At 37.4% G+C, this 22,872-nt stretch carries 23 protein-coding genes; 14 read left to right on the top strand and 9 right to left on the bottom strand.

Features of this window, described 5'->3' with window-relative positions:
- Nucleotides 1–488: 488 nt before the first annotated feature.
- Nucleotides 489–1,997: a carboxypeptidase M32 gene (locus tag J7E81_RS14080; RefSeq protein WP_215043040.1), complete on the top strand. Its 1,509-nt coding sequence runs from the start codon at nucleotides 489–491 to the stop codon at nucleotides 1,995–1,997.
- Nucleotides 1,998–2,051: 54 nt separating this feature from the next.
- Here the strand turns inward: J7E81_RS14080 and J7E81_RS14075 are convergent, their stop codons facing one another.
- The 3 genes from J7E81_RS14075 to J7E81_RS14065 are packed head-to-tail and all read right to left on the bottom strand — an operon-like array spanning nucleotide 2,052 to nucleotide 4,364.
- The gene (locus J7E81_RS14075; RefSeq protein WP_215043038.1) at nucleotides 2,052–3,716 is read right to left on the bottom strand and encodes a b(o/a)3-type cytochrome-c oxidase subunit 1; all 1,665 of its coding nucleotides are present in this window, start codon (nucleotides 3,714–3,716) and stop codon (nucleotides 2,052–2,054) included.
- The gene (locus J7E81_RS14070; protein WP_215043036.1) at nucleotides 3,716–4,192 is read right to left on the bottom strand and encodes a cytochrome c oxidase subunit II; all 477 of its coding nucleotides are present in this window, start codon (nucleotides 4,190–4,192) and stop codon (nucleotides 3,716–3,718) included. Before J7E81_RS14070 ends, J7E81_RS14075 begins: the two co-directional genes overlap by 1 nt.
- Nucleotides 4,193–4,214: 22 nt before the next feature.
- The gene (locus J7E81_RS14065) at nucleotides 4,215–4,364 is read right to left on the bottom strand and encodes a cytochrome c oxidase subunit 2A (RefSeq protein WP_215043034.1); all 150 of its coding nucleotides are present in this window, start codon (nucleotides 4,362–4,364) and stop codon (nucleotides 4,215–4,217) included.
- A gap of 679 nt (nucleotides 4,365–5,043) precedes the next feature.
- On the opposite strand from J7E81_RS14065, the gene J7E81_RS14060 reads away from it, so the two are divergent.
- From J7E81_RS14060 to J7E81_RS14040, 5 genes are all read left to right on the top strand, one after another.
- A complete protein-coding gene (locus J7E81_RS14060) occupies nucleotides 5,044–6,132 on the top strand; it encodes a type III polyketide synthase (protein WP_215043032.1) in 1,089 nt (362 codons plus the stop codon).
- A complete protein-coding gene (locus tag J7E81_RS14055; RefSeq protein ID WP_215043030.1) occupies nucleotides 6,132–6,701 on the top strand; it encodes an isoprenylcysteine carboxyl methyltransferase family protein in 570 nt (189 codons plus the stop codon). Before J7E81_RS14060 ends, J7E81_RS14055 begins: the two co-directional genes overlap by 1 nt.
- 335 nt (nucleotides 6,702–7,036) lie before the next feature.
- Entirely contained in the window at nucleotides 7,037–10,684 is a 3,648-nt protein-coding gene (locus J7E81_RS14050; RefSeq protein WP_215043028.1) for a dynamin family protein, read from the top strand.
- Between the two features lie 18 nt (nucleotides 10,685–10,702).
- Entirely contained in the window at nucleotides 10,703–11,533 is an 831-nt protein-coding gene (locus J7E81_RS14045; RefSeq protein ID WP_215043026.1) for a sulfurtransferase, read from the top strand.
- Between the two features lie 63 nt (nucleotides 11,534–11,596).
- The gene (locus J7E81_RS14040) at nucleotides 11,597–12,490 is read left to right on the top strand and encodes a 5'-3' exonuclease (protein ID WP_285292017.1); all 894 of its coding nucleotides are present in this window, start codon (nucleotides 11,597–11,599) and stop codon (nucleotides 12,488–12,490) included.
- 61 nt (nucleotides 12,491–12,551) lie between these two features.
- Here J7E81_RS14040 and sspL read toward each other — a convergent pair whose 3' ends face one another.
- Nucleotides 12,552–12,692: a small, acid-soluble spore protein L gene (sspL, locus tag J7E81_RS14035; protein WP_215043024.1), complete on the bottom strand. Its 141-nt coding sequence runs from the start codon at nucleotides 12,690–12,692 to the stop codon at nucleotides 12,552–12,554.
- Between the two features lie 83 nt (nucleotides 12,693–12,775).
- On the opposite strand from sspL, the gene J7E81_RS14030 reads away from it, so the two are divergent.
- Both J7E81_RS14030 and J7E81_RS14025 read left to right on the top strand, forming a co-directional pair.
- Entirely contained in the window at nucleotides 12,776–13,267 is a 492-nt protein-coding gene (locus J7E81_RS14030) for a divergent PAP2 family protein (RefSeq protein WP_215043022.1), read from the top strand.
- 35 nt (nucleotides 13,268–13,302) lie between these two features.
- Entirely contained in the window at nucleotides 13,303–13,572 is a 270-nt protein-coding gene (locus tag J7E81_RS14025; protein ID WP_215043020.1) for a DUF6123 family protein, read from the top strand.
- Between the two features lie 36 nt (nucleotides 13,573–13,608).
- Here J7E81_RS14025 and J7E81_RS14020 read toward each other — a convergent pair whose 3' ends face one another.
- The gene (locus J7E81_RS14020) at nucleotides 13,609–14,529 is read right to left on the bottom strand and encodes a DMT family transporter (RefSeq protein WP_215043018.1); all 921 of its coding nucleotides are present in this window, start codon (nucleotides 14,527–14,529) and stop codon (nucleotides 13,609–13,611) included.
- Between the two features lie 5 nt (nucleotides 14,530–14,534).
- The gene (locus J7E81_RS14015; protein ID WP_215043016.1) at nucleotides 14,535–14,945 is read right to left on the bottom strand and encodes a reverse transcriptase-like protein; all 411 of its coding nucleotides are present in this window, start codon (nucleotides 14,943–14,945) and stop codon (nucleotides 14,535–14,537) included.
- Nucleotides 14,946–15,131: 186 nt separating this feature from the next.
- Between J7E81_RS14015 and J7E81_RS14010 the strand changes: the two genes are divergently transcribed.
- Both J7E81_RS14010 and J7E81_RS14005 read left to right on the top strand, forming a co-directional pair.
- A complete protein-coding gene (locus J7E81_RS14010; protein WP_215043014.1) occupies nucleotides 15,132–15,788 on the top strand; it encodes a reverse transcriptase-like protein in 657 nt (218 codons plus the stop codon).
- An 18-nt stretch (nucleotides 15,789–15,806) separates the two neighbouring features.
- Entirely contained in the window at nucleotides 15,807–15,992 is a 186-nt protein-coding gene (locus J7E81_RS14005; RefSeq protein ID WP_215043012.1) for a zinc-finger domain-containing protein, read from the top strand.
- A gap of 58 nt (nucleotides 15,993–16,050) precedes the next feature.
- On the opposite strand, the gene cspD is transcribed toward J7E81_RS14005, so the two are convergent.
- Nucleotides 16,051–16,251: a cold-shock protein CspD gene (cspD, locus tag J7E81_RS14000; protein ID WP_071459908.1), complete on the bottom strand. Its 201-nt coding sequence runs from the start codon at nucleotides 16,249–16,251 to the stop codon at nucleotides 16,051–16,053.
- Nucleotides 16,252–16,521: 270 nt separating this feature from the next.
- Here cspD and J7E81_RS13995 point away from each other — a divergent pair, with 270 nt between their 5' ends.
- The 3 genes from J7E81_RS13995 (at nucleotide 16,522) to mntR (ending at nucleotide 19,671) form a co-directional block, all read left to right on the top strand.
- Nucleotides 16,522–16,806, top strand: coding sequence for a hypothetical protein (locus J7E81_RS13995; RefSeq protein ID WP_215043011.1), 285 nt, complete (start codon nucleotides 16,522–16,524; stop codon nucleotides 16,804–16,806).
- 192 nt (nucleotides 16,807–16,998) lie between these two features.
- Nucleotides 16,999–19,167, top strand: coding sequence for a DNA topoisomerase III (locus J7E81_RS13990; RefSeq protein WP_215043009.1), 2,169 nt, complete (start codon nucleotides 16,999–17,001; stop codon nucleotides 19,165–19,167).
- Nucleotides 19,168–19,248: 81 nt separating this feature from the next.
- Entirely contained in the window at nucleotides 19,249–19,671 is a 423-nt protein-coding gene (gene mntR / locus J7E81_RS13985) for a transcriptional regulator MntR (protein ID WP_215043007.1), read from the top strand.
- 62 nt (nucleotides 19,672–19,733) lie between these two features.
- On the opposite strand, the gene J7E81_RS13980 is transcribed toward mntR, so the two are convergent.
- Together J7E81_RS13980 and metA are read right to left on the bottom strand one after the other, a co-directional pair.
- Entirely contained in the window at nucleotides 19,734–19,946 is a 213-nt protein-coding gene (locus J7E81_RS13980) for a DUF3892 domain-containing protein (RefSeq protein WP_215043005.1), read from the bottom strand.
- Nucleotides 19,947–20,039: 93 nt separating this feature from the next.
- Complete coding sequence (gene metA / locus J7E81_RS13975; RefSeq protein ID WP_215043002.1) at nucleotides 20,040–20,948, bottom strand: homoserine O-acetyltransferase MetA; 909 nt, start codon at nucleotides 20,946–20,948, stop codon at nucleotides 20,040–20,042.
- A gap of 228 nt (nucleotides 20,949–21,176) precedes the next feature.
- Here metA and J7E81_RS13970 point away from each other — a divergent pair, with 228 nt between their 5' ends.
- Nucleotides 21,177–22,859, top strand: coding sequence for a formate--tetrahydrofolate ligase (locus J7E81_RS13970; RefSeq protein WP_251028643.1), 1,683 nt, complete (start codon nucleotides 21,177–21,179; stop codon nucleotides 22,857–22,859).
- Nucleotides 22,860–22,872: the final 13 nt, after the last annotated feature.

Raw genomic sequence — 22,872 nt, 5'->3', positions numbered from 1 at the left:
GCTCAGCTTTGCGGATTTTCCGTTTCGTTAACGAATCTCTCAAAGCAATCGAAACAAAAGATCTCTTTTTTATCGCGATGGACACCATTTAAAAAACCATCTAAGCAATAGACTTCTTTCCGGCACCTACAACAACAGCCGACCAGTTCGATCATGCTTATTCCGCCTTTTTTCACAATTTATTAATAAAATTATGCCATAAGTGTGATAAGTAGCACAATGGGATTTATGTATATTCATCTATAATAGTAATGAAAAATAAACAAACTATGGGAGTGCAAACGTTATAAACCTGAATAATTCTAATCCATTACCAATTGATTAGTGCTTGAAAAACACTCTCAACCCTTTTGAACTTTAAAATTTATTTTCCTAACAACTTCTCTTTTTTTCTAACAACAGATCTTCTGTTGTTTTTTTGAACTCTTTAAGTCAGCGATTTAGAATAGTATGTTAGAATTTAACTAATTATGCAGGGAGGTCTTGGTATGAACAGAAAGCAATTAGAAAAAGAATTCTTAGATTTTGTAAAAAAAATCTCCGCTTATAATGAGGCAATTGGACTGATTTATTGGGATATGCGGACCGGGGCTCCAAAACAAGGAATAGAACAGAGGTCGGAAGTAATTGGAATGCTTTCCTCTGAAGTATTTAAAATGTCCACTTCCGAGGAAATGGCTGCATACATAGCTAATCTAACAAAACAACAATCACTGTCAGAAAAGACAGGTAAGATTCTGCAAGAATGCAAACGGGAGTATGAACGAAATAAAAAAATACCCGAAGAAGAGTACAAGGAATATGTTATTCTCCAATCCAAGGCGGAAAGTGTTTGGGAAGAAGCAAAGGAAACAGCTGATTTTGCTCTGTTTAGTCCTTACCTAGAAAAGCTAGTAACCATGACAAAAAGATTTATCAGCTACTGGGGATACCAACAAAATAAGTATGATGTTCTATTAGATATGTACGAACCTGGTATGACAGTAAGTGTACTTGATCAAGTATTTCAAGAGCTGAGAGACAAGATAGTCCCGTTAGTTAAAGCTGTTTCAGAATCTTCTTATAAGCCAAAAACGGAATTTCTATTTGAAAAGTTTCCGAAAGAGCAACAACGGGATTTTAGTTTGAAAATTTTAGGGAAAATGGGATACAACTTTCAGGCTGGGAGATTGGATGAATCCGTCCATCCTTTTGCAACCGGACTCAATCCCGGTGATGTCCGTGTCACCACAAATTACAATGAAAGTGATTTTCGAACCGCCGTTTTTGGTACCATTCACGAAGGGGGACACGCATTATATGAACAAAACATCTCTAAGGAATTGATTGGTACACCGCTTTGTACTGGAACTTCAATGGGCATCCATGAGTCTCAATCCCTTTTCTATGAAAATATTTTAGGACGAAGCTATTCTTTTTGGAAAAACAACTTTGAACTTTTGAAACAGTATGCTGCAGATGGCCAATTTGATAATATAAAACTGGACGATTTCTATCGAGCCATCAATGAGTCAAAGCCTTCCTTTATTCGAATCGAGGCGGATGAATTAACCTACCCGCTTCATATCATTATCCGCTATGAAATTGAAAAAGGGTTATTTGATGGTGAATTTGAAGTGAAAGATTTACCAGAAATCTGGAATGATAAATATGAAGAGTATCTTGGGATCCGCCCGAAAAATGATGCGGAAGGAGTCCTGCAGGATGTTCACTGGGCAGGCGGCAGCTTTGGTTATTTTCCATCTTATGCCTTAGGTTATATGTATGCGGCCCAATTTAAACATAAATTGCTAGAAGAGATTCCCGAGTTTAATCGCTTGGTGGAAAATGGAGATCTTTTACCAATAAAATCATGGCTGACTGAAAAGATTCATCAATACGGGAAATTAAAAAAACCACTTGAGATCTTACAGGATGTCACTGGCGAAGGGCTGAATCCAAACTACTTAATTGATTATCTATATAAAAAATATTCAGATGTTTACAAACTAAATTAACGATAAAAAAGGCTTCAATCTTGATGATTGAAGCCTTTTTTGATCAATTAACAATTACCATTTACCCCATGTTTGGAATCCCTTTGAACCAGGAGGAGCATTCTGGATAATATCAATAAACGGAATCGTGTAAGCAAATAAAATGAGTGCTGCAGTGATACCAAGCCATAGTTTCCAATTTTCAAATACCATTGGGGCCTGTTGTTCAGTACTCTCCGCTTCAGCCACAGGAAATTCCTCTTCACCCTTAGGAGCAAAGAACGCAAGATTGACAAAGATAATAATGACTAAGATAATCCCTAAGAATAAAATCGAACCGCCTACTGCCTGCGCAATTTGATAAGGAATCCACTCAGCCGCCTGTTTTGCTCCGCCGTAGGTTGAAAAAGCAGAACGTCTTGGTCCGCCAAGCAGACCTTCAATGTGCATCGCTCCTGACATGAATACCATACCGATAAACCAGATCCATGCCTGGATTATAGCCAATTTATTCATCGCTTTCGTTAATGTACGTCCAGTTAAATGCGGTACCAGCCAATAAGAGGTACCAAAGAATGTTAATACAACAGATGTTGCGGCTGTTAAATGGAAATGACCCGTTACCCAAATGGTATTATGAACTACTTCGTCCATTTGGTTTGAGGCATTAATAATCCCACCTGCACCGGCAGGAATAAATGAAGCCATTCCGATAAATGGAACTGTAAAGCGAGCATCATTCCATGGCAATACTTTAAACCAGCCAAAAAGACCAGTTACCCCTTTGGAGCGGCCAAACCTTTCAAAAGTTGCAAATAATGAAAAAGCAGTCATTAAAGATGGAATAATAACCATAAAGGTTAAAATTACTTGTAAAAATTTCCATGCCGGATCAATACCAGGCTCCGTTAATTGGTGGTGGAATCCAACCGGGATGGAGAACAACAGGAATAAAATAAACGATAGTCTTGCAAGTGAATCAGAAAATATTTTACCTCCGATTACTTTTGGAATTATAGCATACCAGCACATATACGCTGGCAGAAGCCAAAAGTAAACTAATGGGTGACCAAAATACCAGAATAAGGTACGGCTGACTAAAACATCAACAGTATCAACTAAACCAAGTGACCATGGAAGCAGTTGGAATAAAACAGTTGCAGCTACACCAAGAGTAGCGACAATCCAAAGTACCGTGTTAATGACAGCCATAAAGCTTAATAATGGACTTGGTTTGCCAGGATTATTTCTCCGCCATCTTGCATAAGTCATAATTTGTGCTGCACCGTCAACCCAGCTTCCAACAACAACAAAGGTTAAACCTAAATAAAAGATCCAATGAGCTTTAAGTGGTGCATAAAAAGTATAAAGGACGGATGCTTGTTTAAGTAATACCATTGTTGCCGCCATTAGAGTACCAATTAACATCACCCAAAAACCAATCCAGCCCAAACGTCTGGCAGCGTTCGAATGACCTCCGGCTGTTCTGCTTACTGCCGCATATTGGAATCCCATAATAAAGAAGGTTGTTAATACAAGACCCATTAGAACACCATGGACAGTTAAAATTTGATAATAATCAATTCCCCAAGGAAGTTCCCATTTACCAGAACGCACAAGGGTTTGCAGAAGTCCCATCAAACCACCCAGAGCAAGTGCTGAAAAGGCAACGAAAAAGTGTGCCATTGAAAGCTTTGCATCACGCGGGTCTACTTTTATTTTTGCAGTTTCTTTAGCCATTACTTAATCACCTCAATCTTTGCACTCATTAAGTGGTGTCCTGTGCCACAGTATTCATTACAAACCACCAAATATTCGCCAGCTTTGTCAAACGTAGTCGTATATTCACTGACATACCCCGGCTCAAGCATCATATTAATATTGGTACCCGCCATTTCAAAACCATGTATAACATCTTTTGTTGTAGCGATAACCTTCACCTTTGCACCGAGCGGTACTTTAACTTGTGCAGGATTATAGGAGAATGTGGATGCTACAAAAACTAGCTCATAATCCCATTCTTTTCCCTCCACCTTATGTATACCGGGTTTATCAAAAGGCTTTGTCTGATCCACTTTTTCAGAATTAATAGTAGTTAAACAACTAGCCGGCTTGTTGCCTAGGTAGAAAGCGCTGACTCCCACTACTGATAGGAATACGACAAGGCAGCCAATACCGAAGGTCAGCCAAATTTTTTCGAATTTATGTATGTGCATAACAACTTACCCCTTTCAACAGTTAAAAGCGTTCGACGAAAAGGTAATAGACACTTACCCAAGACACAATAATAAATGCCCCCAAAAAGAAAACGGACGCTAATGTCCCTTTAAGAGAAGAGCTATCTTCCACTTCTGTTTTTTGTTTTGTTTTCAATTCCGCTTTCGCCATCCCCCTGCACTCCCTTCAGAAAATTAACAATAAATAAATCACTTCTCTCTTTCATAATACAAAACAATTACGAAAGAAAAATATCAATTTGCGAAGTTCACAAATTCTTCATTCCTTATTTAATAACTATGTTAATGATAAAAACTTGATATAACAGTGATTTATATCACTAACCCGTTTGATAAATATGAATAAACTGTGAACGCGTCTATTTTGCAAGTGATAAATGTAATTGAATATTATTTCACAAACACTTAGCTCCTATATGTTGAACTAGGTAACACTCTTGAAATAAAAAAATAAGCTAATTATATAGTTCATTTTTTTAGAAAGTGAGTGATATTTGTTGGAGAAATATTATTGCGAGAATTGTCGACTTTTATATGATAAAAAAGAGTATTGTAAGGTGTGTGGTGTATTGGCCACTAACAAAATTAAGATAGAAGTACAAAAGCAATCCGAAAAGTAAGCACAGGAGAATGACAGGAAAGAAAAAATTTAATTGGAAAAGTTTATCTAATGAAGGAATTTCAAAACCGCGATATAATTTAATTGCACAGCAACAACCTTCAAAACGTTTGCTTCCCAGCAGTGGGAAGCTTTTTTTTTGCTGACGGTTTAGAATAAATTTACCTTTAACGGAAAAAATATCCTTAATCATAAAGAAGGAGACTGATTCATGCCTTCCATTTTATCCGTTTCAGAAGTCACCCCCCCTTTTCAAGTCAATCAAGATCAGGCATCTGTGTTTGCGCGAGACCTTTTTTCCGGCTCATTCAAGGATATTGAGAGACTCTTAAAAGCCTTCCAGAACGGCCAAATTGAAAAAAGATACTTTGCAAAAAGTTTGGAATGGTTTAAAGAAGATCATTCTTTTGAGGAGAAGAACAATGCCTATATTGAATGTGCTGTTACATTCGGTAAAGAGGCAATCGTGAAATGCTTACAAAGTAACAGCTTTCTAAATGAACCCATTTCATACGAAGAGATTGACGCTATTTTCTTTATCTCAACATCCGGAATTTCAACCCCAAGTATTGATGCAAGGATTATTAACCATCTACCTTTTAATCCCCATATAAAAAGGGTGCCAATCTGGGGATTGGGCTGTGCTGGGGGGGCTGCAGGATTATCAAGGGCCTTTGAATACTGTATGGCCTTTCCTAAGGCGAAAGTACTTGTCCTTTCGGTTGAACTCTGCAGTTTAACATTTCAGAAGAATGATCTTTCAAAAAGTAACTTGATTGGAACATCGCTATTTGCCGACGGTATTGCCTGTGCATTGGTCATAGGGGATGAAGTTAAAAAAGAGGCATATAGTAAGAAGTCTGCCATACCGTATATTGCCGCTACTCAATCAACACTGATGCCCAATTCTTTAGATGTTATGGGCTGGAATATCCGAAACACTGGGTTATTTGTCATTTTCTCGCGGGACATTCCACATATTATTGAAGCATGGTTAAAACCAAATGTGATTGTTTTTTTATCTGAACAGCAAATGGAACTCAGCCAAATCAACCACTTTATTGCCCATCCTGGAGGTAAAAAAGTATTGGATGCCTATATAAAATCACTGGAGATTCAACCCTCGATGAATGACATCTCTCATCATGTTCTTAAGAATTATGGAAACATGTCTTCAGCTACCATTTTATTTGTATTAAAGCGTTTTATGGAGCAGGATATCCCTAAAAATGACTGGGGGCTTGCAACAGCACTCGGTCCTGGATTCAGCTCAGAATTACTTCTTTTGAGGTGGCAATAATGCAGAAATCACTTTTATTCATTCTATTACTATCTGTCATCGTTCTACAGCGGATCATCGAGCTTTATATTGCAAGAGGGAATGAAAAATGGATGAAACAGCAGGGGGCAATTGAATTTGGGCAAAGGCACTATAAGTATATGGTTCTTTTACATGTGCTTTTTTTTATTTTTTTATCCGCTGAAACCTTAATGATACCACGGGGAATATCTCCTGCGTGGCCTGTGTTTTTATGTTTATTTGGTTTGGCACAGGCTGTAAGAATATGGGTTATTACCTCTTTAGGGAGATTTTGGAATACAAAAATACTCGTTTTGGCAGATACAAATGTAATTAGAAAGGGACCATATCGTTATTTAAAACATCCCAATTATTTGGTCGTCGCACTTGAATTAATGTCTGTTCCCTTACTGTTTAACTCTTTTTTTACCGCTGTACTTTTCACTGTTTTAAATATTTTAATGCTTAAGATCCGAATTCCCTTGGAAGAAATGGCGCTTAATACACTAACTGAGTATGATGAAGCTTTCCGAAACTGTCACCGTTTTATACCAAAGATTGTTAAATAAATGTGACACTTCCGAAATGCTTATTGAAAATGATTATCACTCATGTTAAAATGGTTACAATAATGAAAATCATTCTCAAGTGATGAAAACGAGGAAGGTGTTAAAAATGACTTTTGCTTTTGTTGGTGGAACGGTGATTATATACGCATTTGTCATGAAGCACGTCTTAAAAAATGTAACTCAATCGTAATATCTTAAGGAAAGCCGGGGAGAAATCCTTGGCTTTTTTAGTATTACCTGAAAATTTCACTCCAAAAGGAAATTACATAATAGGAAATGTTTGAATTATCGTATAAAATAAAAAATATTACTACGATGCTAAGGGGAATAAGTTAATGGTGCAAACAGCCAAACGGGTAGAAACTTTTCAAACACTTAAAGGAAAAATTGTTTCGATTTATGAATATTTAAGAAATCAGAATGATCCAGTCCAAGCTGAAAAAGTGAAACAGCTAGCAAAAAAATTAGAGAATCGGGAGTATTCAATTGCTTTTTGCGGCCATTTTTCAGCAGGTAAATCGACCATGATCAATCAGGTAATTGGGGAGAATTTGCTCCCAGCTAGCCCCATTCCAACAAGTGCAAATCTTGTTAAGGTAAAGACGGGTGAGGATTATGCAAAAGTATTCTTCAAAAATGAAAAACCAAGACTATATTTGGCACCATATGACTACGATCTAGTCAAAAATTATTGTAAAGACGGGGACACAATAGAGGAAGTGGAGATTAGTCACAGTCAATCAATGTTACCAGAAAATACGACTATCATGGATACACCTGGAATTGATTCAGCTGATGATGCTCACCGGATCGCCACAGAATCCGCTATCCATTTAGCTGATTTGATTTTTTATGTAATGGACTACAACCATGTCCAAGCCGAATTAAATTTTTTATTTACAAAAGAGTTGACGGAGGCAGGAAAAGAGGTATTTCTTGTCATCAATCAAATTGATAAACATAAAGATGAGGAATTAACATTTCAAGACTTTCAAACGAGTGTGATCGATTCTTTTGCATCATGGGGGGTAAAACCTTCAAGGATTTTTTATACCTCTTTAAAAGAGAAACATCACCCTTATAATCAGTTTCAGCAGCTCCAAGAATTTATTGCAGACAAACTGGCAGGGAAAGATCAGCTATTAGTTCCATCTATTTATCACTCATTAAAGAAAATTGCACTAGACCACTTAAGCCAATTGAAAAAGCAGGAAGGAGAGGCGCTGTCTCCTATAGTAGAAGTGCTCAATGAATTATCAGAGCAGGAGAAACAAGAGTTATCAGCAAACTATCAAAAACTAGAATTTGAGCTGAACAGTGTCAAAGAGGGAACGGGTAAAAAGGAAAGAGAATTTGATTTGGAAATTGCCCAAATCATGAAAACTGCCTATCTCATGCCGTTCCAAACGAGAGAGTTAGCTGAGAAATATTTGGAAAGTTGTCAGCCTGAATTTAAAGTGGGTATATTGTTTTCCAAACAAAAAACGGAAGAGGAGAAAAATAAACGATTAACAAGTTTTTATGAGGATCTTGTGGAGAAAATAAAAACACAACTGGAATGGCATCTCCGGGAATTTTTACTCCATACGTTAAAAGCAGCCGAGCTTGATCTTCCTGAACTTTATAGCTTAGCACAATCCTATTCCATTCCTGTTCCAGTTGATTTATTAAGAAATACAGTTAAACCTGGGGCGCGTGTTACTGGTGATTATATCCTTCATTACACGGAGGACGTAGCCAATGAAATCAAAAGAAATGCAAGGAAACAGTTAACAGACTTTAAAACGATATTATTTGCGGCTTTAAAAGAACAGAGTACTGGCTTGCAGCACAGATATGAACAGGAATACAGGAAAATTGAAAAGTATGTAAACGCATTAGAAGAACTTAAACGGAATGAGCACACCCATTTAGACAGAGAAAAAATGATAAATGAACTGTTGACCTCACAGACAACGATAGAGGAAGATCTTTATCATCTCTTCACAAGTGAAGCCGAAGAATACGAAGTTGTTCATTCCAAAGGGGACTTCAAGAAATTGAAAACAAAGCCTGATAGTTTAATGGAAAAAAAGAGGAACCATGTAGTCACCAAAAACGAAAAGGAATCAAAAGGAAATCACTTAAAGGTAATAACGGCAAAGCTGCGATATACTTCGGAGCTTGTCAAAGACCTGCCTGGTTTCCACAAGATTTCGAATGAATTAACCGAGAAAGCAGAGCGTTTAGAGAATAAGGGTTTTACGGTTGCCTTATTTGGTGCCTTTAGTGCAGGGAAATCTTCATTTGCTAACGCTTTAATAGGAGAAAAAGTATTACCTGTCTCCCCTAATCCCACTACGGCAGCAATCAATAAAATCAAACCAGTAACGGATCAATATTCACACGGGACCGTTCTAGTTAAGTTTAAAGAATCAAATACAATGCTTGAAGATATAAATCGTTCCTTAAAGGTTTTTGACCTGCATGCAGCCGGATTTTCGGAGGCAATAACCTTAATTGATCGGATCATACTTGAGCAAGGGCAAACGGTTCTTGAAAAAACTCATTTTGCTTTTTTACATGCATTTAAAAAAGGATATAACCTGTTTGTTCCATTACTTGGTACGATAAAGGAAACGGGCTTATCCGAATTCCAGGAATTTGTGGCTCAGGAAGAAAAATCCTGTTACGTGGAATGGATTGAGCTTTACTATGATTGTGAGATAACACGGAAAGGAATTACATTAGTAGATACCCCTGGAGCCGATTCCATTAATGCTAGACACACGGGCGTAGCCTTCGATTATATTAAAAATTCTGATGCTATCCTCTTTGTCACGTATTATAATCATGCTTTCTCGAAGGCAGATCGTGAATTCCTAATACAGTTAGGACGTGTAAAGGAATCCTTTCAAATGGATAAGATGTTTTTCGTCATTAATGCCATTGATCTTGCCGAAAATGAAGAAGAAAAGGAATTTGTTTCCCAATATGTAGAAGAAAATCTAATGAAGTTTGGGATTAGAAATCCTCATCTTTATTCCTTATCTAGTCTTCTGGGATTAAAAGAGAAAACGACTGGGAATACGGAATCATTCTCCGGTATGAAAGGATTTGAGCAGGCCTTTTATCAATTTATTTCCGATGACCTAACGGAAATGGCCATTGCCTCCGCGGAAAAGGAATTGTTGCGAGTACGTGAACTAGTTACTACACTTATCCACAATTCTCAACAAGACTTGAATAGTAAGGCGCAAAAACGAACTGAATTAGAAAACCAAAAAGCCAAGATTAAGGATTTGTTAGAAAATCAAAAAGTTGAAACCATGCAAAATCGAATGATACAAGAAGCAGAAGAACTAGTTTTTTATATTAAACAAAGAGTCTTCCTGCGGTTTAGTGAATTTTTTAAAGAGGCATTTAATCCGTCTACCTTAAGGGATGATGGTCGCAACTTGAAGCGAGCCTTACAGACTGGTCTTGAAGAATTTTTGGAAAGTTTTGGCTACGATTTCGCTCAAGAGCTTAGAGCAACAACCGTTAGATTAGATCGGTTTATGGAAAAGCAGATCATCGATTATCAAGAACGTCTCATGAGGAGTTTTCATGAAGTAAACTGTGATCTCTCCTTTTCAGTATTTGATAAAAAGGAAAATAATCAAATTGATTTTCCAATTGCCTTTAAGGATGTAAGCCAACAGCATTTTAGTAAAGCACTATCCTATTTTAAAAATCCTAAGTCCTTTTTTGAGAAAAACGAAAAGAAGTTCATGAGTGATGAACTGTTCCAAATTCTGAATCCGTTGGCAGATCATTATCTAAATGAACAAGCGGTCAGACTAAATGACCATTATGTAGTAGAATTAAGTGACAATTTTACACTTCTGTTACAACAAATGGAGGGGCAGGCTGAAGATTTTTATTTAAGTTTGCTTTCGGCATTAGATGGAGGTGTTTCGGTCGAACGTTTAAGAGAAATAGAGCAAAAGCTTTCTGAATAATGGAGGGGGGACGTCTGGATGAGGTTTTTAAAAGACAGGGAATGGTTATTGGGAAATTTACATGATGAGAATGTAAGAGTAATTGATTGCCGGTTTTCATTGGCTGACCCATTACAGGGAAAAAAAGACTATTTACAAGGTCATATTCCTGGAGCAGTCCACTTTGATTTAGAACAAGATTTATCAGGAACCACCGGGGAGCATGGTGGTCGACATCCATTGCCAGATATTGACGACTTGATTAGGAAGATCGAAGATGCAGGAATCGATAATGATAAAATTGTCATTGCGTATGATCAAGGAGAAGGGGCCTTTGCCGCTCGTTTTTGGTGGCTTTTGCAATACATGGGCCATGAAAAAGTGTTTGTACTTGATGGCGGGTTCAAAACCTGGCAAGAATCAAAATTACCTGTAACTGTAGAAATCCCCCTTTTTGAAAAGGCTGATTTTCGATTAAAACTTAGGTCCGAATTACTGGCAACTTTTGAAGAAGTCAAGATAGCTGTTGAAACCCAAAACCAGGTCTTAATTGATTCACGTGAAGAAAGGCGATATCTTGGTTTAGAAGAACCAATAGATAAAAAAGCTGGCCATATTCCAGGCGCTCTTAATAAACCGTGGATGGAGGGAGTAAGGGCTGGTCATTATTTGCCGGTTTCTGAACAATTGCAGCGATTCTGTGATCTTGATTCCAATCAATCGATTATCGTTTATTGTGGCTCTGGGGTAACGGCTGTCCCCAATTTTCTGGCACTAAAGGAAGCCGGTTTTGAAAAAGTGAAGCTGTATATTGGAAGCTTTAGTGACTGGATTTCGTATGATGAAAATAAAATTGAATCATCATCCTAGTCTTCTTATGGTATAATGGTAGACGTGCTGTTTTTTTAGTATACCAAAAGGGGGACTAAGAAATTGGAAAATCAAAAGCCTTCACTAATGCTCGTTGATGGTATGGCACTGTTATTCCGCGCTTTTTATGCCACTGCAGTAACAGGCCAATTTATGATAAATTCAAAAGGAATTCCGACTAATGGAATTCATGGTTTTGTTAAGCATTTATTTACGGCTGTATCTCAATTTAAGCCGACACATCTAGTCGTTTGCTGGGATATGGGTAGTAAAACCTTTCGAACGGAAATATTTGCTGATTATAAAGGTAATCGGGGCGAGGCTCCGATTGAGCTTATCCCACAATTTGATTTGGTCAAAGAGGTGGTTGAGTCCTTTGATATTCCTAATATCGGCTTGACTGGATATGAGGCAGATGATTGTATAGGAACGATTGCCCAGCAAATGAAGGATACTGCCCATGTGTCGATCTTAACGGGTGACCAGGATATTCTTCAACTACTTGATGAGGATATTTCGGTTATTTTACTCAAAAAGGGATATGGTAATTACCTTGTTCATACACCACAAACCTTTTATGAAGAAAAGGGAATCATGCCAAGACAGATGATTGATTTAAAGGCACTTATGGGTGATCCAAGTGATAATTATCCAGGGGTAAAAGGGATTGGTGAAAAAACAGCCCTTAAGCTTTTAAAAGAGTTCGAACATGTAGAAGGTATTATTTCGAACCTTGACCGTTTATCAAAATCGCATAAATCTAAAATAGAGCAAGATTTAGATATGCTCCATTTGTCTAGAACCTTAGCGGAAATAAAATGTGATGTTCCCGTTACCTGTCAACTGGATCAGGCTGGGCTGCAAATTCCCATGGAAAAAGCATTAAATAAATTGAAAGAAATGGAACTTCGAGGTTTACAGCGGCTGCTTCCGTTTGATGAGGCAATTATTTCCTAAATATAAAGGGTGTCCCAACCATTTGGACACCCTTTTCTCATACCCACAATGAATGGTTGTGTTATATTTTTGTATTACTTTTCTTAGCCCTATTTTCTAATTGGCTTTTTGGATCCTCTGTCATTTCTGCATCCTGCCCATATCCTTGAGGATTTACACCAGGAGCTTTCACTCCGCGACTAGCATTACCTTTTTTAGTCAAAACACTCACCTCCACTTTTTTAGTATTTCCACTAGGAATAATAAAACACCACTTTCTAAACAATAATGAGTAGAGGTGATAGGATGAACAAAGGTGTTTATTTAGCCCTTTTTAGCATTGGTCTTGCCCAAGGTGTTAAGATTCCCATTCATTATTTTAAAAAGAAAGAATGGCGGCCAGACTTATTTTTTGGAACAGGCGGAATGCCAAGTTCTCATTCTGCTGGTGTTTCCACTTTGACTACGTATATTGCACTGCAAAGGGGACTGCCAACCTTTGACTTTGCACTTTCGCTTGTCTACGGCTTAATTGTTATGTATGATGCACAAGGAGTTAGAAGGCAGACGGGAGAACTTACTCTTAGAGTAAATTCAATGAATGATTTAATTGAAAAAATCAATAAAGAAGAAAGTCTGGAATATAAACAAGAAGCCCCAAAAAAGTTGAAAGAAATGTTAGGTCATCAGCCGGAGGAAGTAGTCGGAGGAGCAGTTCTAGGAGTATTAGTGGGGGTAATTGGACACCTTTTAACAAAAAAAGATAGAAAATTGTCTAAAATTAAGTTAAGATTTTAACTGTTCATATGTGTGGGAGAGGATTGGTCTAAACCTTGTTAACAGTTGAAGATTATTTGCACTACTTGAAAGGGAAGGGCTTTCACTTTCAAGACGATGCGGTTGGTTTTATTTTCTTCGGCAAACATTATACTAATGCTTCTGATGAGATGATTAATACCGCGATCGAATTAACCTTAAAAGCGCAAAAACGTTTTGACGGGAGTTTCTATGTAGCTTTGCTCGAGATGTTAACTGCCAATAATATTAATACGAGGAAAGCTGCATTAAAATATGTGAAGGAAAATGAATTATTGGCTATTTAATAATTAGAAAAGCTCCCTGACAATGATGGGAGCTTGTTAACTTTCCAAACTTTTACTTTTTCTTAACAATGCCAGCCTTCCTGCTGGAAGCTCGGCAAAAATCATTCCTAGCAAGATTAGAATACAACCCAAAAGAGCACTTATGGATAAGCGTTCATGGGCCCAGAAAAACCCTGTTAGAGCGGCAAAAACCGGCTCCATCGCAAAAATTAATGCAACCCTGGTTGTAGATGTATACTTTTGAAAATTAGTTTGAATAAAAAAAGCCATTGCTGTTGCAAAAACGCTGGTAACGATTAATGCAGCTAAAACATCCTTTGACAATAAAACCTCGATCATTACTGACTTCCTCCAATCCTCAAAAAAGAAAGAAGAAAATATGGATAATAAGGCTACCGTTAAAATTTGAATAACCGTTAAAAGCAGAGTAGGGTATTTATTGCTGACCTTACCGGTTATAATAATATGCATACCAAAACTAATTGCACAGATAAAAACAAAACCATCACCAATATTTAAACCTGATACATCAGCCAGCGTTAATAAAAATAGCCCAATGGTTGCGGCAATAACGCCAAAGACAGCATTTTTACTCGGATATTGTTTTAGTAAAAACATGGAGAAGAGCGGGACCAATACAACGCTAAGTCCAGTGATAAACCCTGCCTTAGATGTTGTGGTATACAAGAGACCAAGGGTCTGGGTTACATAGCCAAGAAAAAGCCATAAACCGATAAATACCCCCGAGCCTAATAACTTTAAGTTTAACTGTTTTAACTGTTTAAAATCAAAAAAGAGAAGACATAAAAATAAAAGAAGTGCTGCCAATGAAAAACGAATGCCATTAAAAGCAAAGGGAGGGAGAAAATCAATCGCATTTTGAACGAGTACAAAAGTTGTCCCCCAAATTAATGTAACAAAAAGCAGGCTTAAATCGGCAATTAATGATGGTTTCATGATGTCTAATTTTTCTCCTCACGGCTATTTTTTTGAATCGCCAATCTAGCAAGTTGATCTGCTACTTTGTTTTCAGCACTAGGGATCCACTTCATAAAGAATAATTCAAATTCTTTGGTTAGTTGTAACGCCCTATCCAGTAGGGGTGCATACAATTTATTTTTAGTAAACTCTCTTTCCACAGACATATTTACAAGTTCAGAGTCTGTTCGAAAAGAAACAATAGATTGGCCCAATCCTTTTTTTAAACATATGTCAAGTGCTTCAATAAAAGCATGAAATTCTGCTTCATGATTTGACATGTTTCCAAGCGGTATCGCATATTTTTCTGATGTACCGTTTCCCTTAATAAAGATCCCGGCTCCGCTTGGTCCAGGATTACCAGCACTTGCTCCATCAATATAGACTTCAATCAATACTGCTTCCTCCTTGGATGATAAATGTTCACCTTAGTATTAAAAGTTTAACATATTTTCATATCGTCATGCAGGTAAATATTTTTCTTGGTAGAAGTGGGCAGAATAAAAGCATCGATAGTTTTATCATGAAAGAATAAGCTAGATGGTAAGACGCAGAAAACAATCATGAGAGGCTGAAAAAAAATGAAATATAAGCTTGAGTGGATATATAAGGTAAAGAGTAATGAAAAGGTTCAATGTTCTTCTGATTGGATTACAGGTGAATTGGCAGTTCAATTTGCTGAAGAACTAGAAGCTAGCGGGAAAGTAACAGAGTTATACTTTTATGACGAAGCAGGAACATCTTGGATTTTGAAGGAAATGAAAAAACTGCTAACGGAAATTGAGGAGGATCCTCATGACATAACGGTCTTTTTTGACGGCGGTTTTCAAAAGGAAAGTAATCAGGGTGGACTTGGAGCTGTTATCTTTTTTAAGCAAGGAAAAAAGAAGTATCGTATTCGTGCAAATCAACGATTTGACGAAATGGAATCGAACAATGAGGCAGAATATGCTGCATTTTATTTTGCATTAAATATCTTAGAAGACCTAGGCGTACATCATTTATCCTGCGAGTTTAAGGGTGATTCTCAAGGGGTATTAAAGCAGCTTGAAGGAGATTGGCCGTGTTACGAAGAAACCCTAAACCGCTGGCTTGACCGAATTGAAGAAAAAATGAAGGCATTAGGAATGCATCCGAAATTCACGGTAATTCCTCGAAAAGAAAACAAGGAAGCTGATAAATTGGCTACCCAAGCATTAGAGGGGAAAGAGATTTTTGCTAAAACATTAATACTATAGGGGAGGGTGCTACCCATCATGAAGCCTTCAGTGAGAAAGGAATTATTGAGCCAGGTAGAAGGCTTGATGAATCAATATTGTAATGGCTGCTTTTTGAATAAATTTATCAAAAAAGCAGATGGGCGGAGAGCTGCTCATCGTTTTTGTATTTCTCAATGTACAGTTGGCGAGCAGCTTCGCGAGTATGGTAAGAAATTAAATTAAGCATATTAAAAAGGCTAACGAATTTCGTCAGCCTTTGAATGGTTGTTAGTAGAAATGATTATAGTTTTACTACGTTAGCAGCTTGTGGTCCACGGTTTCCTTCAACGATTTCGAAAGAAACTTCTTGACCTTCTTCTAATGATTTGAAGCCGTCGCCTTGGATTGCGCTGAAATGTACGAATACATCGTCTCCGCCTTCAACTTCGATAAAACCAAAACCTTTTTCGTTGTTAAACCATTTTACTTTACCGTTTTGCATGTACTTCTTCCTCCTAAGCCTATCGTGGCACCATTCGGTACCAAGTTAAATATTATCATGTCTAGGAAATATATTCGCTTACATGATGCTTTAAATATACAATAATGAAAATGGACAGTCAAGGAAATTGACAAGTGGTTTTTTCCTATAAAACGGATAAGTTCTGAATAATTTATTAATAAATATGAATATAATTCTTCGATGAATATAATATAGTCTCTTCCTCATATGTTTTAATAATAACTTTGTCATATGAGGTAGGGGGAGCCCATGTACCGATTTTCTATTGATGGAGAAGAATGGATTTTAAGATTTTCACCACAAGTTTTAATTGAAGCAGATGAGAAGCAAGCTATACTCATGTCTTTACTTCATATTGGTAAGACTTTAGCTGGATTTTCCCATGGGAGTGCCTTTATCATGTTTACTAAGAAAATTGGAGCTATTGTTTTTGATGTAGAACGGATTCCCTCATTCATTTTAACGGTCTCTAATATTGTTCCAGAAGAAAATTGGTATGTTCAAGAACAGGATTCTTTTAAGCCAACGAAATAGTACATTAAATAGGAGCTGTATGAAGCCTGCCAAGATTTTGGCGGGTCCTTTTTTTTTTCAGTCTTTTGTAATAACACTAAAAGAATTTGCTTTTTTGGACTGACTAAATTCTGCCTTTATTTTTTACCTTTACAAAAATAGATTTTTAGTGGGAAAATGAATCAGGGATGCTTTAAAAAGGAGCAAATTAAGATGAAATTAATTATTGCTGAAAAACCCGATCAAGGTTCAACCTTAGCTTCTATATTTAAACATAAAAAACAAAGCGGCTTTATTGAAATATTTCCGAATGAAACATTTCCGAATGGTGCATTTGTTACGTGGGCAATAGGACATCTATGTCAACTCGTTGCCCCTGAAAAGTATGAACCTGGTTGGAAAAAATGGTCTTTGGACACGCTGCCGATCATACCTGATCAATTTCAATATGAGGTAACAAAAGATAAGGCAAAGCAATTTGCTGTTATAAAAAAACTAGTATCCGATCCAAATGTGACGGAAATTATTCATGCCGGTGATGCCGGGCGAGAAGGTGAATTAATTATCCGAAATATCCTGCGTATGACAAACTGCAAAAAACCAATGAAACGACTTTGGATCTCCTCGTTAACAGCGAATGCTATCCGAGAAGGGTTTAATAAATTATTGGATGAACAGGAGACAAAAAGCTTATACTTTGAAGCCTATACTCGTGCATGTGCGGATTGGATTGTCGGGATGAATGGCTCAAGGCTTTATAGCTTGCTGCTCCAGCAAAAAGGATTCTCAGACGTATTTTCTGTTGGCAGGGTCCAAACTCCAACCTTAGCTCTTATTGTGAAAAGAGAAATAGAGATTGAAAGTTTTAAATCAGAGCCGTTTTGGGAGGTCATCGCTCATTTTTCTATAAATGGGAAGAAATATAATGGGAAATGGCAGAACGATGGGGAAACTCGCGTGAAGACGAAGGAGATGGCAGAAAAAGTAGCCGCCTTTTGCCGCGACAAGCAAGCTGAAGTAGCGGAAGTACTTTCCGAAAGAAAGGAATTTTTACCACCGCTCTTATATAATCTTTCAGCTTTACAGGCTGAAGCCAATAAACGATATAAATTCTCTCCCAAAAACACGTTAGATATTCTGCAAAAACTTTATCAAAAAGGGTATGTTTCCTATCCCCGCTCCGATTCGAGATATGTTACGAAAGAAGAGGCGCATACTTTCCCTGATATATTAAATCGATTAAGTCATATAAAAGATTATGAAAGTTATTTCCCTCTGCCGATTGCATCGATTGCAGATAACAAACGATATGTAAATGAAAAAAAGGTAACCGACCACTATGCAATCATTCCGACAGAACAAATCCCGTATTTAGATAGACTTAGTTCAGACGAACGAAAGATTTATGATTTAATTGTTACAAGTTTAATTGCCGCTCATTATAATAAGTCTGTTTCGGAATATACTACGGTTACCACACTGGTCGATGGCAGGGCGTCGTTTATTTCTAAAGGAAAGGTACAGCTTGAAGAGGGGTGGCGAAAAGTCTTAAAACACAAGGAACGAGAGGAAGAACCTGAATTGCCTGTGCTAACTGCAGGAGAGCAGGGGAAAACTGTTAAGGTGGATGTAAAAGAAAGTCAAACACAGCCGCCAAAACGTTATACAGAAGGCCAGCTCATTACCTTAATGAAAACGGCAGGAAAACATATAGATGATAAAGAACTTGAGAAAATCCTTACGAAAACGGAAGGGTTAGGGACGGAAGCGACAAGAGCCGGGATTATCACCATGCTAAAGGACCGTTTATACATTGAAGTGAAAAAGAATGTAGTTTATGCAACTGCCAAAGCTAAAATATTGATCGAAGCGATTGGTCAAGAAATTCTCGCTTCACCCGAAATGACAGCAAAGTGGGAGCAAAAACTAAAAGAAATATCGGAAGGAGCTGCCGTACCAAAGCACTTTATGGAACAAACTAAAAAAATGGTCCTCCATTTAATCTCATCTAGCAGGAATCAATCGGTTAACTGGGCTTTTTCTGATGATCTCACGCAAAACTTCACTCCTGGAAAACAAAAAGGAAAAAGAAGAACACCAACTAAACTCGGGCCTTGTAAGAAATGTGATGGAGATATTGTCGATAAGGGCACCTTTTATGGCTGTAGTAATTACAAAAAAAATCAGTGTAATTTTACGATTTCAAAAAAAATCCTTGGCAAAAATATTACTCAGAAAAATGTAAAACTTTTGCTGTCCGGTGAAAAAACAGATCTTATCGAAGGATTTACGAATAAGGAAAAAACCTTTAATGCTAAGTTATTCCTTGATGAGCAGGAAAAAAGGATAAAATTTTTATTCGAGGAGACTGCCGTAAAATAATTCTTTCCGCTATAAAGAACCTTGTCACTCATTTTTTAATATAGTAAACTTTTAGAAGAGTATTTTTTTGGAGGTTAAGGGATGCCAACACCTAGTATGGAAGATTATATTGAGCAAATATATATTTTGATTGAAGAAAAAGGATACGCTCGGGTTTCGGATATTGCCGAAGCGCTGTCTGTCCATCCCTCCTCAGTAACTAAAATGGTGCAAAAGCTTGATAAAGATGAATATTTGGTTTATGAAAAATACAGAGGACTTAGCTTAACCCCAAAGGGTAATAAGATTGGAAAACGCCTAGTTTTTAGACATGAACTACTTGAACAATTCCTCAAAATTATTGGGGTAAAGGATGAAAACATTTATCATGATGTTGAAGGGATCGAGCATCATTTAAGCTGGGACTCTATTGATCGTATTGGTGATCTTGTTCAGTTCTTTGAAGATGACCAAAATAGAATTGAGGCATTAAAGGAAATTCAGAAACTCAATGAACATGAATAGTATTGATTTTACATGTTAAAATAGTAAACCGAAAGCACCTAGCGATATCAAGCTAGGTGCTTTTAAAATAAATTTGGGAAATGGTCAAAGGATTGTTCAAATTCCGGCATGAGAGACAATCTCCCATTTGTATCCTGACATGTCTGAATGCCTTGAATAAGACCTTGTTCTACATCCATTAATGCTTTGCGATACGATATGACACGGCCTTCGGAAGTAACAAAATTAATGATCTCACCAGAATGATTTCGATGGACGGCAGTAATAGTTTCCATAGGAACACTCCTTTCTCATGTATTATTGGTCATTGGCTTCATTTGTAAACCCGAATTACAATGATAAAAAAAAACACCGGGAAGCCGGTGCCTTTAACTCCAAGAAAAAGGAGTTTCTTGATATACATAATAATTCAGCCAATTAGAGAAGAACAAGTGACCATGTGAACGCCAGCGATTGATTGGGGGTTGTGTTGGGTCATTGTTAGGAAAGTAATTTTCTGGCATATGAATCTCAAGACCTTTCTTTAAGTCTCTTTCATATTCCTGTGCCAATGAATCAGAGTCATATTCCAAATGACCAGTTACCATGACATGCTTTCGATTCCTCGAAGAAATCAATAACGCCCCCGCATCTTCTGAAGCAGCCAATAATTTTAATTCCGGATTTTTCATAATCGAATCAATGGCAACATCGGTATAACGTGAATGTGGTGCATAAAATTGATCGTCAAATCCTCTCAATAATAGATCATTTTGTTCAAAAATTTGATGAGGATAAATACCGGAGCATTTACGGTCTAACTCAAATTTACCAATTCCATAATAATAGTAAAGTGCTGCCTGTGCTCCCCAACAAATGTGTAAGGTGGAGGTGACATGTTGATCGGCCCAATCCATGATTTCCTTTAGTTCAGACCAATATTTTACTTGATCGAATTCTAATAACTCTACCGGTGCTCCAGTAATAATCATTCCGTCAAACTTTAAATTATTAATTTCTGGAAAAGTGGTGTAAAACTGTTCCAAATGCTGTTTACTAGTATGAGTTGATTCATAGGAATTGGTTTTTAGAAAATTAACGTTCACCTGTAAAGGTGAGTTTCCTAATAATCTCAATAATTGCGTTTCAGCTTTTTCTTTTTCAGGCATAAGATTTAATATTAAGATATTTAAAGGCCTGATATCTTGGCTGATTGCCCTCTCATCATCCATAATAAAAATATTTTCCTGCTCAAGTATCTCTCTTGCAGGCAATTGCTTTGGTATGTTAATAGGCAAGTGACCGTCCCCTTTCTAAAATCCACAAATATACAAGGTATTTATTAATACCTGCGCCGATAGAGTCTTTGAATATTAAAAAAATTCGATAATTACATTATAAACATTATTATAAATTCAGGAAAGGTACTAATTTCGATATAATAATCATCGGAATAAAAAAATCTTTTTTGGTACAATGGAAGGGCAATGAAAAATACATGCTTAATGCGGGGGATATACGTGACGATGAAATCTTCAGTGAAGTCAGACATTGAAATTGCACAAGCATCCAAAATGAAATTGATTGTCGAGATTGGAGAGAAAATTGGTCTGGTAGAAAATGATTTAGAGCTTTATGGGAAATTTAAAGCAAAAATTTCCAATGAGGCACTAAATAAAATCCAAACAAATAAAGATGGCAAAATTATCCTTGTGACATCCATTAATCCAACTCCGGCCGGTGAAGGGAAATCCACTGTTACAGTCGGTCTTGGTGATGCCTTTACTAGACTTGGTAAAAAGGTAATGATTGCAATGCGTGAGCCTTCGCTTGGACCAACGATGGGAATAAAAGGCGGGGCAACTGGCGGCGGTTATTCTCAAGTTCTTCCGATGGAGGACATTAATCTCCATTTTACTGGAGACATTCACGCCATTACAACAGCAAACAATGCTCTGGCTGCATTAATCGATAACCATCTGCAGCAAGGCAATCAGTTGAATATAGATCAGTGCAGAATCGTTTGGAAACGGGCATTGGACTTAAATGATCGAGCCTTAAGAAAAGTGATTATTGGACTTGGTGGACCGCTTCAAGGAGTTCCCCGCGAAGATGGTTTCGATATTACGGTTGCCTCTGAAATTATGGCCGTCCTATGTTTAGCAACGGACTTAAAGGATTTAAAATTACGACTATCGCGAATGGTTGTTGCCTATAATGTTAATAAAGAACCTATTACAGTAGGGGATCTAGCTGTTGAAGGGGCATTAGCTTTATTGTTAAAAGACGCTGTTAAACCAAATCTTGTCCAAACCATTGAGCATACACCAGCGCTTATTCACGGTGGACCGTTCGCCAATATCGCACATGGCTGCAATAGTGTCATAGCCACAAAAGCAGCTCAAAAGTTAGCAGATTATGTTATCACCGAAGGCGGCTTTGGGGCCGATTTAGGAGCAGAGAAATTTTTACATATTAAATCAAGAAGTGCCAGAATTAAACCTGAAGCGGTTGTGGTAGTAGCAACTATTCGTGCTTTGAAAATGCACGGGGGTGTAGAAAAAAAGGATTTGGCAAGTGAGAATATCTCAGCTCTTACGCAGGGCTTTGAAAATTTACAGAAACACATTGAAACAATCAAAAGTTTTGGTCTTCCGCTCGTGGTTGCCATCAATAAATTTATTACGGATACAAGTTTAGAGGTTCAAGCATTGCTTGACTGGTGTGAAAGGGAAAATGTGCCTTGTGCTTTAACAGAAGTATGGGAAAAAGGCGGGGAAGGCGGTGTTGACTTAGCACAGACACTCTTAAAAGTCATCGAAAAAGAGGAAAATCATTTTCACCCGCTATATGAACTCTCTGATTCAATGGAACAAAAAATTAGAACTATCGTCAAAACTGTTTACGGCGGGAAGGACGTAGAATTTTCACCAAAAGCGAAACAACAATTAGTTGATTTTGAAAGATTTGGCTGGTCTCATTTACCAGTTTGTATGGCTAAGTCACAATATTCACTTTCGGATGACCCTTCTAAGCTTGGCAGGCCTACCGACTTTATTGTAACAATACGGGAACTAAAGCCGTCTATCGGAGCAGGCTTTATCGTGGCATTAACGGGTGATGTCATGACCATGCCGGGACTTCCTAAAAAGCCCGCAGCTTTAACTATGGATGTGGATGATCAAGGGAATGCTCTAGGGCTTTTTTAAAGGAGTTGAGAAC

Source organism: Bacillus sp. ISL-18, from assembly GCF_018613415.1.
Taxonomy (GTDB): Bacteria; Bacillota; Bacilli; order Bacillales; family Cytobacillaceae; genus Neobacillus.
The sequence above is the reverse complement of the archived record's forward strand: the minus strand, read 5'-3'. Positions and strand labels throughout refer to the sequence as shown.

Coding starts and splice junctions, on each gene's coding strand:
- J7E81_RS14080 (WP_215043040.1), top strand. CDS start 489: ATGAACAGAAAGCAATTAGAAAAAGAATTCTTAGATTTTGTAAAAAAA.
- J7E81_RS14075 (WP_215043038.1), bottom strand. CDS start 3,716: ATGGCTAAAGAAACTGCAAAAATAAAAGTAGACCCGCGTGATGCAAAG.
- J7E81_RS14070 (WP_215043036.1), bottom strand. CDS start 4,192: ATGCACATACATAAATTCGAAAAAATTTGGCTGACCTTCGGTATTGGC.
- J7E81_RS14065 (WP_215043034.1), bottom strand. CDS start 4,364: ATGGCGAAAGCGGAATTGAAAACAAAACAAAAAACAGAAGTGGAAGAT.
- J7E81_RS14060 (WP_215043032.1), top strand. CDS start 5,044: ATGCCTTCCATTTTATCCGTTTCAGAAGTCACCCCCCCTTTTCAAGTC.
- J7E81_RS14055 (WP_215043030.1), top strand. CDS start 6,132: ATGCAGAAATCACTTTTATTCATTCTATTACTATCTGTCATCGTTCTA.
- J7E81_RS14050 (WP_215043028.1), top strand. CDS start 7,037: ATGGTGCAAACAGCCAAACGGGTAGAAACTTTTCAAACACTTAAAGGA.
- J7E81_RS14045 (WP_215043026.1), top strand. CDS start 10,703: ATGAGGTTTTTAAAAGACAGGGAATGGTTATTGGGAAATTTACATGAT.
- J7E81_RS14030 (WP_215043022.1), top strand. CDS start 12,776: ATGAACAAAGGTGTTTATTTAGCCCTTTTTAGCATTGGTCTTGCCCAA.
- J7E81_RS14020 (WP_215043018.1), bottom strand. CDS start 14,529: ATGAAACCATCATTAATTGCCGATTTAAGCCTGCTTTTTGTTACATTA.
- J7E81_RS14010 (WP_215043014.1), top strand. CDS start 15,132: ATGAAATATAAGCTTGAGTGGATATATAAGGTAAAGAGTAATGAAAAG.
- J7E81_RS14005 (WP_215043012.1), top strand. CDS start 15,807: ATGAAGCCTTCAGTGAGAAAGGAATTATTGAGCCAGGTAGAAGGCTTG.
- cspD (WP_071459908.1), bottom strand. CDS start 16,251: ATGCAAAACGGTAAAGTAAAATGGTTTAACAACGAAAAAGGTTTTGGT.
- J7E81_RS13995 (WP_215043011.1), top strand. CDS start 16,522: ATGTACCGATTTTCTATTGATGGAGAAGAATGGATTTTAAGATTTTCA.
- J7E81_RS13990 (WP_215043009.1), top strand. CDS start 16,999: ATGAAATTAATTATTGCTGAAAAACCCGATCAAGGTTCAACCTTAGCT.
- mntR (WP_215043007.1), top strand. CDS start 19,249: ATGCCAACACCTAGTATGGAAGATTATATTGAGCAAATATATATTTTG.
- J7E81_RS13980 (WP_215043005.1), bottom strand. CDS start 19,946: ATGGAAACTATTACTGCCGTCCATCGAAATCATTCTGGTGAGATCATT.
- J7E81_RS13970 (WP_251028643.1), top strand. CDS start 21,177: ATGAAATCTTCAGTGAAGTCAGACATTGAAATTGCACAAGCATCCAAA.